The following is a 12,122-nucleotide window of genomic DNA, read 5'->3' as shown; positions in this document are numbered from 1 at the left end:
GAACAACATGACTGAACGCGATATTTCGGGCGGCCCCCTCCACGACGTCATCATCGTGGGAGCCGGCTACGCGGGACTGAGCGCCGCGCTGGAGCTGGTCGACGAGAGACTGGACGTCCTGGTGCTGGAGGCTGCGGGCAGGCCCGGAGGGCGGACGCTGACCGAGCATCGACCGGAGGCGGGGCCGGTGGACCACGGCGGCCAATGGGTGGGACCCACGCAGACCGAGCTGCTCGCGATGGCCGCTCGCTTCGGGTGCGCGACGTTCCCGACCTACGACGCGGGCGACCATCTCGAACGGTGGGAGTCCTCGGTGCACCGTGCGCCGACCCGTGGGACGTCCGACGCCCCCGGCCAGATCGGCTACGCCGCCTTCGTCGAGCGCGTCACGGCGCTGGCGGCGAGCGTCGACACCGAGGCGCCGTGGCGCACCGCCGACGCTGCCCGACTGGACTCGGTGACCGTCGAGTCCGAGTTGGACGGCCTCGACGACGCCGCTGCCGCACGGGTTCGACTCGCCGTGCAGGGCGTCTGGGCCGTCGAACCGCGCGACCTCTCGATGCTGCACCTCGCCTTCTACGTCGCCTCGGCCGGTGGGTGGGACCAGCTGATGCTCACCCTCGATCATGCCCAGGACTCACGGTTCACCGATGGTGCGCAGGGCCCTGCGTTGGCGGCCGCCGACTGGCTCGGCGATCGCGTTCGGTTGAGCGCGCCCGTGCGGAGCGTCACGTGGTCAGATTCCGGAGCGGTCGTGGAAACGACCGACGGACCCATCAGCGCAGGTGCGGTGATCGTCGCGCTTCCACCGCCCGCCGCCCGGTCCGTCGCCTTCGAACCGCCCCTGCCGTACGCGCGGCGCCGGTGGCTGGAACGGAGCGTCATGGGTGACGTAGCCAAGGTGCACGTGACGTATGAGCGTGCATTCTGGCGGGATCTGGGCGACTCTGGCCAGGCCTCGCTGTTCACCGACAGTCCGGTGGGAGTCGTGTTCGACAACTCGCCCGACGCTGCCGAGGTCGGGGTTCTCGTGGCGTTCGTCTATGGCGACCGGCTGCGAACGTGGGCGCAGTTGGACGACGCGGACCGCCGGGCGGCGATCGTCGCCACGCTGGTCGACCTGCACGGTCCCCGAGCCGCGCACCCCGTCGACTACGTCGAGAAGAACTGGACGACCGATCGCTGGATCGGCGGTGCCTACGCCGCGACGCCCGCTCCGGGTGCCTGGATCGAGCACGGTGAGCACGGCTGGCGCGAACCCACCGGCCCGATCCACTGGGCGGGCACCGAGGTCGCGGACGTGTGGAACGGCTACATCGACGGCGCGATTCGGTCGGGCCGTCGGGCCGCACGAGCGGTCGTCGCCCAACTCCGAGATCGCTGAGGCACCATGACGGAGTGCGCCACCCTGACCCAGGGAGAGAACACCTGATGCGTATCGCCATCGCCCAGTACCCCGCGATCTTCGACGACCTCGAGGGGGCGGTCAACCGATGCGCGGAGCACGTCGAGGAGGCCGCCGACGCCGGCGCCGACCTGGTGGCTTTCGCGGAGACGTGGCTCGGAGGCTACCCGGCCTGGTGCTTCGGGGCATCGAGCTGGGACGACCCGCTCGGCAGTCGTCTGTACGGCGATCTGGTGCGATCCAGTGCCGTGCTCGGGGATGGCACCGATCCACTCGCGCCGATCCGCGGTGCGGCCCGGGACCGGGGGATCGTGGTGGTGCTCGGCCTCAACGAGAGGGCCGAGCCGGGGTCAGGGTCGCTCTTCAACTCCCAACTCGTGATCGGCGCGGACGGCGAGATCGTCAACCACCACCGGAAGATCACGGCGACGTCGACCGAGAAGAACGTCTGGGCGGCCGGCGACGCGGCTGGCCTCCGCGTGGTCGAGACGGCTGCCGGCAGGGTTGGCGGTCTGATCTGCTGGGAGCACTGGAATCCTCTCGCGCGTCAGGTCCTGCACGCGGGCCACGAGGAGATCCACGTCGCGTCGTGGCCCGACCTCTCGGATCGCCATGAGCTGGTGAGCCGGACCTATGCCGTCGAGGGCCGGTGCTTCGTGGTCGTGGCAGCGAGTCTGCTGCACAGGGACGACGTTCCGGAGACGATGCTGGACGCGTTCCTGCACGGGCTGGCGGTCCCGGAGGAGGATTGCGGCTCCACCGATCATCTCTTCGACGGCGGATCCGGGGTCATCGGACCTGATGGGGAGTGGATCGTGGGTCCGGTCCGCGGCGTTGCCGGCCTGATCGTGGTGGACGTCGACCTCGACGACCTGATGGCGTCGCGCTTCACGGCCGACCTGGCTGGTCATTACCAGCGCGCGGACCTCTTCCAGCTGCACGTGAACAGCGACCGGCGCTCGCCGAGCGGGGTCGTGGCCTACACGGCCGAGCAGGTCGCTGTGGTCCCGATCGAGCGTGAGGGAGGCGTGCTCTAGGCATTCTCCTGGTGGTAAGCGGCTCGGTGGGCCGCTCGATTGGCTGAGCCCCGGTCCCGTTCCACCGTGGGCGCCGAGCTGGAGATCGGGGTCGACACCGGGATCATGCACGGCGCCGACATCGTAACGTGCATGACGCTGGGAGCGGACTTCACCATGATCGACCGGGCCTACTTGTACGGACTGATGGCCGGGCGGGCGTCAGGGAGTGGACCGCGCGCTCGACATCCTCGAGACGGAGAGCGTTCGCACGATGAAGTTGCCCGGGGCATCATCCATCGCCGAGCTCGAACCGGCCCGCGTCACCCAGCTTCGGCGCTTCGTGCCCTTCAGTCGGCTCTAGCCAGCCAGTCTCAGCCGGGGACAGTCCGGCGGCGCTCCGTGGGCGTTATGCCGTCAGCGACGGGCACATCTCGATAGCGACCTTTTCGGAGCCGAGGCTGGAGGGAGTTGGCGCCAACCTCGGCCTCCGCAATCGACGCCCGACGCGCCGGGTCTGGCGTCGACGACAGAACCCGACCATTCCACTGATCCGTCACTACCTGAAGTGCCACACCAACACGTCCAGCCAGCCCTGGAAAGTCGTCGTCCTCGCGAGAGTGGCGTCCTACCTCCATGTGGGCGTCCTGACTGGACATCGGTCGATCTAGCGCGCCAAGTGAGCCCTCTCGCTTGGCGCTCTCGGTTCCACAGCGCGGCGAAAATCGGCGGTGGGCGACCGGAACCAGACGATCTCGCCGGCGCGGGTGGTCGAGTACTACTGTGCCTCGGAGTGTCGGAATTGTGTCCATCATCAACGCAATCGGCCGCACAAGCGCGCAGGCCGAGGCAGATGAGGGATCAAGTCGATGAGTCGTACCGTACGAGTGTGGTCGAGACGTTTGCACAGGTCAGGGCAGCAACCGCACTCGCTGCAACCCCGACGCAACGGTGTGCATCATTCGGCGCGGACGTCAGTCAACACGTGCTCGTTGGACCGAAGGGTGCTTGGTTCAGCACACTCTGACCAAGCGACGTTTATGGATATCGAGGACTGCTTGGCGGCAGTTTCGGTGGTGGTCGTCGAGCACGTCTCGTCAGAGTGACCCACTGCGATACCCAGAGTTTCCGAAAGTTCCTGTAGTTCATGCCGGTCTTGGGGCGGTTCGGTGCGTGCTCGTTACATCACGTCGCGTCGTTCGGTGCACTGCACGTTTACTGCACGGATTGAGATGCGCATCAGTGAGGAACAGCGCGCTACATTGAAAATTGTCAGAGTGCTGATTCGTCAGCCATTCCAGCAGAAATGCGTTGGAACGGGCACCGTTGGGAAGTGTCGGGCAAGGCCCCGATTTCTTCCAGAGGTCGCGGGTTCAAATCCTGCCCCCGCTACCAAGATCAGGCCCGGGAATCCAACGGATTCCCGGGCCTGATTCATTGGCGGGCTCGAATGTCTCGATACGCCAGGCCCAGCACCGAGAACACGCAGGGAGCACCGCCTCACTGCCCGACGGGCCGGGTGGATGGCTCTTGGATCTGTCCGAAGAGCCTTCGAATGTCAGGCTGCGTGTGCTCGTGCCCGAGACTGACGACGAAGCTCCGCGGCGCCGAATGCGGACAGGGCGATCAGCACCGGCCACAGCGCGAGACGCTCGAGCAGGCCGGTGTACTCGTCCCCGGCCAGGATGAAGGCCGCCGCGCCCGCGCCGGTGACCACGCCGCCGCCCAGCATGAGCCGCGACAGGATCGGTTGTTCACCGCGGACGAGGACGGCCAGCGCCACGAGCGCCGCGGGCTGGGCGATGAACAGCGGTGTCGCGGCGATCACGTGGGCGGTGGCGTCCTGGTCCTGAGGCGTCAGGCCGGTCGCCATCGAGCTCAGTCCGGAGACCACGAGCAGTCCCGTCGCCCACGGGCCGAGCCGACGTGCCAGCGCCACCGCACTGCCGGCCAGCAGGAGGCCGAAGATCACGAACGACCCGTTCATCAGCCCGTGGCGCGCGGAGCAGTGGTCAGGTGAGCAGCCGGTCTCGCCGAGCCTGCTGACGGAGTCGGCGAGGAAGCTGTAGCCGCCGGTCGTCGCGGCCGCGACGAACAGCTCGGTGGCGATGTAGAGCGGTCGCACCACCAGTGCCAAGGCTCCCCAGCGAGCGGCGCGAGACCCGGTGAGGCCGCGGGGACGTGAGGCAACCGGCATTCGCCCACGGTAGTCGGCTAGCCGAGGACGAGCACCGCAGCGATGGTCAGGCAGGCCACGGCGGACAGGCACCCGAGTGTGAGCGCCAAGATGGCCACGTTGCGCATCCCCGGCGTGTGGTCGACCTCCTCGGAGCGGTAGGCGAGCATCCTGATCACGCCCATCGGCAGCAGCCACCCGGTGGCCAGTGCGGTGGCGAGGAGCGCAGCGGTCAGTGTCGATGTGCTCATGTTCTGGGCGTACCCGTCCCGTCTCGTCTGACTCGGGGCGTCCTCATGCCCGGATGACCGGCCGGTCACGTGCCACGATGAAACCGTGAGCGCCATCGAGCTTCGCGACATCGTCAAGAGCTTCGGCTCCGTGCGGGCTCTGGACGGAGTCGACCTGACGGTCGAGCAGGGAGAGGTCCACGGCTTCCTCGGACCGAACGGCGCCGGCAAGTCGACCACGATCCGGGTGTTGCTCGGACTGCTGAGGGCCGACTCCGGGAGCGCGGCCATGCTCGGTGGCGACCCGTGGAGCCAGGCCGCCGACCTGCACCGCCGGCTCGCCTACGTCCCCGGCGACGTCGCCCTGTGGCCGAACCTCACCGGCGGCGAGGTGATCGACGTGCTGGGGCGGATGCGCGGTGGCCTGGACGAGCAGCGCCGCGCGCAGATGCTCGAGCGCTTCGAGCTCGACCCCCGCAAGAAGGCGCGGACCTACTCGAAGGGCAACCGTCAGAAGGTGGCGCTGGTCGCGGCTCTGGCCAGCCGGGTCGAGCTCTACCTCTTCGACGAGCCGACCTCCGGCCTCGACCCGCTGATGGAGGCGGCGTTCCAGGAGGCCGTGCTCGACCTGAAGCGCGAGGGCGCGACCGTGCTGCTGAGCTCGCACATCATGGCCGAGGCCGAGGCCCTGTCCGACCGGATCAGCATCATCCGCGCCGGCCGCGTGGTCCAGAGCGGGACGCTGGCCGAGCTGCGGCACCTGACCCGCACCACGGTCATCGCCGAGACGGCCAGGCCGGCGACGGACCTCGATCAGCTCGAGGGGGTGCACAACGCGCGGTTCCTCGACGCCCAGGTCGCCTTCGAGGTCGACTCGGACCGCCTGGACGCGGTGATCCAGGCTCTCGCGCCGCTCGGTGTGCGGTCACTGACCGCGCATCCGCCGACGCTGGAGGAGCTCTTCCTGCGGCAGTACGGTGACGAGGTGACGACGTGAGCGCCCCGTTCACGGGAACCAGCCATCTGCTGCGACTCGTCCTGCGCCGCGATCGGCTGCGGTTGCCGTTGTGGCTGGTCGGCCTCGGCGGGACCATCGCGGCCACGGCGGCGGCCGTCCCGCCGATCTACGACAGCCCCGAGAAGGTGGCGGGCTACGCCAGTGCGGTCGGCGCCAGCCCGGTCAGCCACCTGATGTCCGGTCGGCAGGCCGCCGTGGACACCCTCGGCGGCATCGTCGCCAACGAGATCTCGCAGGTCGCCCAGCTCGGCATCTGCCTGATGGTGCTGTTCCTGGTGATCCGGCACACCCGAGCCGAGGAGGAGAGCGGACGGGCGGAGCTGGTCCGCTCCACGGTGGTCGGCCGGCACGCGGCCACGCTCGCGGGCCTGCTGTACGGGGTCGTCGCGGCCCTGTTGATCGGCGCGATCACCACGGCCTCGATGCTGCTCGCCGGGCTGGACGTCCTCGGCAGCGTCACCTACGGCCTCGGGCTGACGCTGCTGGGCCTGTGTTACGCCGCCGTCGCGCTGGTCGCGGCGCAACTGTCGACGTCGGCACGCGGCGCGCTCGGGATCGCCGGGGCCGCCGTGGCCGTGGGTTATCTCGTTCGTGGCGTGGGCGCGATGCAGGACAACGCCCTGGTCTGGGCATCGCCCTTCGGGTGGGCCCAACGCATGGACGCCTTCGGTGACGAGCAGTGGTGGCCCGTGATCCCGTTGCTGGTCCTGAGCGCGACCCTGCTGGGGGTCGCCGGATGGCTCACCGTGCATCGGGACTTCGCCGGCGGGGTCCTGCAGGCGCGGGCGGGTCGTCCGCGTGCATCGGCCTGGCTCGGCACGCCGTTCGGACTGGTGGTGCGGCTCCAGCGCGGCCTGCTGATCGGATGGACGATCGGACTGACGGCACTCGGCCTGCTCTACGGTGCGGTGATCCCGACCATCCCCGACCTGGTCGCTTCGAACCCGGACATCGCCGCGGTGATCGGTGCGTCCCCGGACGCCGAACAGGCGCTCGTCGACGAGTTCCTGCGCTACATCTTCCTGTTCATGGCGGTCGTCTCGACCGGCTTCGCGGTGTCGTCCGTGCTGCGGCTGCGAGCGGAGGAGGAGTCCGGCCGGGCCGAGGTCGTGCTGGCGACCCGCGTCCGCCGGTCCTCGTGGCTCGGTGCCACGGTCGCCTTCGCTGCGGTGGGTGCCCTGGTGGTGTCCGTGGCGATGACCCTCGCCCTCGCCCTGGGCTACGCGCTCGGCATGGGGGAGTGGAGCAGGATCGGCCAGCACGTCGGCGGCCAGCTGAGCTACCTGCCGGGCGTCCTGATGGTCGGCGCTCTCGCCGTGGCGCTCACGGGAGTGTCTCCGCGGTGGGGCGGCTTGGCGTGGGCGGTGGTCGCGTTCGTGTCCGTGCAGGTGCTGCTGGGCGAGACCCTGCGACTGCCGGACCGGCTCGAGTCGCTCTCGCCGTTCTGGCACCTCGCGGGCGTCCCGGTCGAGTCGTTCGAGCCATGGCCGGCGCTCGCCGAGCTCGCCGTGGCCGGGGTGCTGGTCGCGGTCGGCCTGTGGGGCTTCCAGCGGCGCGACGTCAGCGCGGGCTGACCGTCACGCCGAGGCCAGCACCTCGTCGACCGTGACCGAGCTCAGCGCGAGGGCGGATCCCACCGCGGCATTCGTCAGCTCGCCGTCGTGCGTGTTGAGGCCCTGCGCCAGGCCGGGATCGGCTCGCATCGCGCCGGTCCACCCACGCTCGGCCAGCGCGATCGCGTAGGGAAGGGTCGCGTTGGTCAGGGCGTAGGTGGACGTGTTCGGCACCGCGCCGGGCATGTTGGCGACGCAGTAGAAGGTCGAGCCGTGGACCGCGAAGGTCGGGTCGGCGTGGGTCGTCGGGCGCGAGTCCTCGAAGCAGCCGCCCTGGTCGATCGCGATGTCGACGAGAACGGACCCGGGCCTCATGCGCGACACGAGCTCGTTGCTGACCAGCTTCGGGGCGGCGGCGCCCGGCAGCAGCACGGCCCCGATGACGAGGTCCGCCTCGAGCACCTGCTGCTCGATCGCCAGTTGGGACGAGGCGAGCCCGTGCACGCGGTTGTCGTACCGCCAGAAGCTCATCCGCAGCTTGTCGAGGTCGGTGTCGAGCAACGTCACGTCGGCGCCCATGCCGAGGGCGATGTTCGCGGCGTTCTGGCCCGAAACCCCGGCGCCGATGATGACGACCTTCGCGTTGGCGACGCCACCGACCCCGCCGAGCAGCACACCCCGGCCGCCGGACGCCTTCATCAGCGCATGGGCGCCGACCTGGGGTGCGAGGCAACCCGCGACCTCGCTCATCGGGTACAGCAGGGGGAGTCCGCCGGAGGCTCCGGTGACCGTCTCGTAGGCGACACCGGTGACCTTCCGTTCGAGCAGTTCCTCGGTCAGGGCCCGGTCGGCGGCCAGGTGCAGGTACGTGAAGAGCAGCTGGCCCTCGCGCATGCGGTGGTACTCGTCGGCGACGGGCTCCTTGACCTTCAGCACGAGGTCGACGCCCCCGTCGGTGCCCCACGCGGACTCGGCGTCGTCGACGATCGTCGCCCCGGCGGCCTCGTAGTCCTCGTCGCTGATCGACGAGCCGACGCCGGCCGCGGTCTCGATCACCACCGTGTGGCCGCGACTGGTCAGCTCGCGCACCCCCAGCGGCGTGAGCGCCACGCGGTACTCATGGATCTTGATCTCCCGGGGAACGCCGATCCTCACGACCTCAGCCTCTCGTCAGCCGACTCATCCGACAACGCTACGCCTTGATCGGGATGCGCAGGGCGATCGTGCGAGCAGCGGCGGCGACGGCGATCCCGAGCGCACCACCTCCGACCGCGTCGCTCAGCCAGTGCGCACCCTGGTGGACGCGCACGAGGGAGGCGACGATCGTCAGGGCGGCCAAGGGGGCCGCGGCCGCCGGAACCTCGCGCGCGATCATGTAGGCCGTCGCGGTGGCGATCGCGGCGTGACCCGAGGGGAACGACGGGCCCTCCAGGGGCGCGTCGTCGCGCAGGATCGTCGGTGTCTCGTACAGCGGCCGCGGACGTTGCAGGAGCTTCTTCACCGCCACCTCGATGTCTTTCGAGACGGGCAGGGCCGCAGCCGTCGCGACGCCCTCACGGCGTCGGCCTGAAGCCCACAGCGCGGCGCCGGTCAGCGGCAGCATCCACGGGGTCCCGAGCTGCTGGGGGAGGCGGACCAGGCGCGTGTCCGGCCATTCGTTCACGATCGCGAACCACCGGACCTCACGAGGGCCGGTTCGCCGTCCGAAGGCGAGCGCGGACGCGACGAAGACGATGGACGCAGCGGTCGCGGCCACGATGTCGACGTCTGTCGATCCTCGGCGGACAGGCACGACCCCATCGTCGCCCCGTGCACGGGAGGGCGCATCCGATGTCCACCCGTCGTGGGTGCGTCGTCGCATCGAGTGAGTGGTGTGGACCTGCGATAAATCAGTCGATTCGTGAGACTGGAGAGTCGTTCGGACACTAGATTTCCAGCGAGGCCACGCGTCTGATCCGTCACGTCGTGACGAGAGCACATGGCCACTCCCGCAGGAGTCTGGATGAACCGTCACGTCCTCATGTCCACCCGCCCCGTGGCGGCGCTGATCGCGCTGGTCGCCGTGGTGGCGTCCACGCTCGCGCTCGCCGCGCCGGCGCAGGCCGAGCCGGACTCCCGCCCGCGGGTGCTGCTGCTCGGCTACGACAACGAGCCGTACGTCGCCGACGTGGTGGACAAGCTCGAGGCGTCGGGTTCGTTCGCGGAGGTCTCCGTCATGCCGGGCAGCAACTCGTGCACCTTCGGCACTCCGGCACTGGCTGAGCTCGAGGAGTACGACGCGGTGTTCCTGTGGACCGACTGCTCGATCCCCGACCCGTCAGGTCTGGGCAACGTGCTGGCGGACTACGTCGATGGCGGTGGGCGACTGGTGCTCGGCGTCTTCGCGACCTCCGCCGGGTACGCGCCCTCTGGCCGCCTCATCTCCGACGGCTACCTTCCCGTGGCCCTGCAGAACCACAGCTCGCAGACGCCCGAGACGCTCGTCGCCGACCTTCCCGGTCACCCGCTGCTCGACGGCGTGACGAGCTTCCATGGAGGCAGCTCGAGCTATCACGGCACCGGGCTGCAGCTCACCGAGGGGTCGACCCTGGTTGCCCACTGGAGCGACGGTGAGCCCCTCGTCGCGACGCGAGGCAATGTCGTCGTCCTGAACTTCTTCCCGCCGTCCAGCACCATCAGGCCCGACTTCTGGGACGCCAGCACCGACGGCGTCCCGCTGATGGTCAACGCCCTCACCCGGGGACTGGAGATGGCGCCCAGCTTCACGAGTGCCGCGAGCGCCACGCTCACGGCCGGGACCGCAGAGGCCTTCACGGTGAAGACCGTGGGCCACCCGCGGGCCGCGATCACCACGACCAGCGCGCTGCCGACCGGACTGACCCTCACCGACAACGGCAATGGCACGGCGACGATCGCCGGCACGCCGGCCGCCGGCACCGGTGGCGTCCACTCGATCGCGCTGACCGCCACGAACGGCGTCGAGCCCGACGCGACCCAGACGCTCGACCTGACCGTCAACGAGGCACCCGTCGTCACGACGCTGCCGACCGCCGCGTTCGCGGTGGGCTCCGCGGGCTCGTTCTCCGTCGCCGCGACGCCCGGCCACCCGGCGGCGACCACCCTGACCGCGACCGGCGACCTGCCGGCCGGCATGACGTTCACCGACAACGGTGATGGCACGGCCACCGTCTCGGGCACGCCGGCGGACGGCTCGGCCGGCACCTACCCGGTCACCGTGAAGGCGGACAACGGTGCCCTGTCGACGACGCAGACCCTGACCGTCTCGGTGTCGCTGGTGGCCCAGACGGTGACGATCACGTCCACCCCGCCGGCCTCGACTCCCGTCGTCGGCCAGACGTACGCGGTCACCGCGACCGGCGGCGCGTCCCCGAACCCGGTCGTCGTGTCGATCGACCCGGCCTCGGCATCCGTGTGCGCGGTCGACGGATCGACCGTGACCTTCGACCACCCGGGCTCGTGCGTGATCAACGCCGACCAGGCCGGCAACGGTCGCTACGCCGCGGCCTCGACGAGCCAGACCGTGGCCGTGACGGCTGCCGCCACGACCACCGAGCTGACCGTGAAGTCCGACCGACTCGCGGCCAAGGTCACGGCGAGCGCTCCGGGCGCCGGCACCCCGACCGGCACCGTGACGTTCTCGGTGGACGGCGTCGAGGTCGGCTCCGCTCCCCTCGTCGACGGCACCGCGACGCTGGCGCACCGCCTCGAGTCCGGCAGGAGCCGGGCCGTCGCCGCCGTCTACTCCGGCGACGGCGACTACACCGCGTCGTCGGGTTCGACGGCACGTCGCGATCCGGTGATCACGGCGCGCGTCACGAGCGCGAAGGCCAGGTCGGCGGCCGGTTGGTACCGGACTCCGGTCACGGTGACGTTCCGCTGCGCTTCCGGTGGCTCCGGCCTCACCGCGGCGTGCCCGAAGCCGGTCACGCTGAAGGCCAACCGCGCGGGCCAGTCGGTCACGCGCACGATCCTCGCTGCGGACGGCGGCGCGGCGACCGTGACGGTCGGCGCCATCAACATCGATCGCCGCGCGCCCAAGGTCGCGATCAAGGGCGTGCGCAAGGGCGCGACCTACCCCGGTCAGGCCCCGAAGGCGCGGTGCGTGAGCAAGGACAAGCTCTCCGGAATCGCGCGCTGCAAGGTCAGCAAGCGCGTTCGCGGCGAGTCGGTGACGATCAGGGCGACCGCGACCGATCGCGCGGGCAACAAGCGGATCAGCACGGTCAGGTACCGGGTCGCGCGGTTCTACGTCTCGGGCGCCACGTTCCGCCAGGGCTCCTACCGCGTCAGCGAGGGCAAGACCTACCTCGTCGTCGCGTTGACCTCGGGCTCCTCACGGCCGCAGTACTACAACGCGTCCCTGCGCGACTCGACCCCGACGGCGTCGGGCAGCTACCTGCGCCGGTCCGGCAAGCAGTCCGGCCTGCACCGCCACGTGCTGCCCGTGCGCATGGACCGGGGCATGAGCCGCCACGGTCGTTGGGACCTCGGTGTGAAGGTCGGCCGCACCCTGCACCGGATCCCGGTGACCGTGCGCCGGTGACGACCGGCTCGTAGCTCCCGCCAGGCCCGGAATCCATCGGATTCCGGGCCTGGTGCGTGGTGCCGGCCCATTTGGCCGGATCCCGCCAGCCAGGTGGCGTGTGTATCCGTCAGCACCGCGATGCCTCCTCGGAGTCGACGGCCCATCCGGACCGCCTCGC

At 70.1% G+C, this 12,122-nt stretch carries 10 protein-coding genes; 6 read left to right on the top strand and 4 right to left on the bottom strand.

The genetic code is table 11. The features are described 5' to 3' along the window. Positions 1 to 7: 7 nt before the first annotated feature. The 3 genes from RT323_RS01885 (at position 8) to RT323_RS01875 (ending at position 2,785) form a co-directional block, all read left to right on the top strand. Positions 8 to 1,384 (top strand): FAD-dependent oxidoreductase, encoded by a 1,377-nt coding sequence (locus tag RT323_RS01885; RefSeq protein ID WP_313404507.1) that lies wholly within the window; start codon positions 8 to 10, stop codon positions 1,382 to 1,384. Between the two features lie 47 nt (positions 1,385 to 1,431). Further along, complete coding sequence (locus RT323_RS01880; protein WP_313404505.1) at positions 1,432 to 2,442, top strand: carbon-nitrogen hydrolase family protein; 1,011 nt, start codon at positions 1,432 to 1,434, stop codon at positions 2,440 to 2,442. A 253-nt stretch (positions 2,443 to 2,695) separates the two neighbouring features. Then, a complete protein-coding gene (locus RT323_RS01875; protein ID WP_396171746.1) occupies positions 2,696 to 2,785 on the top strand; it encodes a hypothetical protein in 90 nt (29 codons plus the stop codon). Between the two features lie 1,194 nt (positions 2,786 to 3,979). On the opposite strand, the gene RT323_RS01870 is transcribed toward RT323_RS01875, so the two are convergent. Together RT323_RS01870 and RT323_RS01865 are read right to left on the bottom strand one after the other, a co-directional pair. Then, positions 3,980 to 4,618, bottom strand: a complete 639-nt coding sequence (locus tag RT323_RS01870) for a DUF998 domain-containing protein (protein ID WP_313404501.1) — start codon at positions 4,616 to 4,618, stop codon at positions 3,980 to 3,982. A gap of 17 nt (positions 4,619 to 4,635) precedes the next feature. Then, entirely contained in the window at positions 4,636 to 4,848 is a 213-nt protein-coding gene (locus RT323_RS01865; RefSeq protein ID WP_313404499.1) for a hypothetical protein, read from the bottom strand. Between the two features lie 85 nt (positions 4,849 to 4,933). Between RT323_RS01865 and RT323_RS01860 the strand changes: the two genes are divergently transcribed. Then, positions 4,934 to 5,824, top strand: a complete 891-nt coding sequence (locus RT323_RS01860; RefSeq protein ID WP_313404497.1) for an ABC transporter ATP-binding protein — start codon at positions 4,934 to 4,936, stop codon at positions 5,822 to 5,824. After that, positions 5,821 to 7,419 (top strand): hypothetical protein, encoded by a 1,599-nt coding sequence (locus RT323_RS01855; protein WP_313404496.1) that lies wholly within the window; start codon positions 5,821 to 5,823, stop codon positions 7,417 to 7,419. Before RT323_RS01860 ends, RT323_RS01855 begins: the two co-directional genes overlap by 4 nt. Before the next feature lie 3 nt (positions 7,420 to 7,422). On the opposite strand, the gene ald is transcribed toward RT323_RS01855, so the two are convergent. Continuing rightward, entirely contained in the window at positions 7,423 to 8,553 is a 1,131-nt protein-coding gene (ald, locus tag RT323_RS01850; protein WP_313404495.1) for an alanine dehydrogenase, read from the bottom strand. 37 nt (positions 8,554 to 8,590) lie between these two features. Beyond that, the gene (locus RT323_RS01845) at positions 8,591 to 9,190 is read right to left on the bottom strand and encodes a phosphatase PAP2 family protein (protein ID WP_313404494.1); all 600 of its coding nucleotides are present in this window, start codon (positions 9,188 to 9,190) and stop codon (positions 8,591 to 8,593) included. Between the two features lie 186 nt (positions 9,191 to 9,376). Between RT323_RS01845 and RT323_RS01840 the strand changes: the two genes are divergently transcribed. After that, positions 9,377 to 11,962, top strand: a complete 2,586-nt coding sequence (locus RT323_RS01840; protein WP_313404493.1) for an Ig-like domain repeat protein — start codon at positions 9,377 to 9,379, stop codon at positions 11,960 to 11,962. The last annotated feature ends 160 nt before the right edge of the window (positions 11,963 to 12,122 follow it).

Origin of the sequence: Aeromicrobium sp. (genome assembly GCF_032084975.1) — a bacterium.
Taxonomy (GTDB): domain Bacteria; phylum Actinomycetota; class Actinomycetes; order Propionibacteriales; family Nocardioidaceae; genus Aeromicrobium.
The sequence above is the reverse complement of the archived record's forward strand: the minus strand, read 5'-3'. Positions and strand labels throughout refer to the sequence as shown.

Bases quoted from the DNA above. Each gene is read 5' to 3' on its own strand.
- RT323_RS01885 (WP_313404507.1), top strand. From the start codon at position 8: ATGACTGAACGCGATATTTCGGGCGGCCCCCTCCACGACGTCATCATC.
- RT323_RS01880 (WP_313404505.1), top strand. From the start codon at position 1,432: ATGCGTATCGCCATCGCCCAGTACCCCGCGATCTTCGACGACCTCGAG.
- RT323_RS01875 (WP_396171746.1), top strand. From the start codon at position 2,696: ATGAAGTTGCCCGGGGCATCATCCATCGCCGAGCTCGAACCGGCCCGC.
- RT323_RS01870 (WP_313404501.1), bottom strand. From the start codon at position 4,618: ATGCCGGTTGCCTCACGTCCCCGCGGCCTCACCGGGTCTCGCGCCGCT.
- RT323_RS01865 (WP_313404499.1), bottom strand. From the start codon at position 4,848: ATGAGCACATCGACACTGACCGCTGCGCTCCTCGCCACCGCACTGGCC.
- RT323_RS01840 (WP_313404493.1), top strand. From the start codon at position 9,377: ATGGCCACTCCCGCAGGAGTCTGGATGAACCGTCACGTCCTCATGTCC.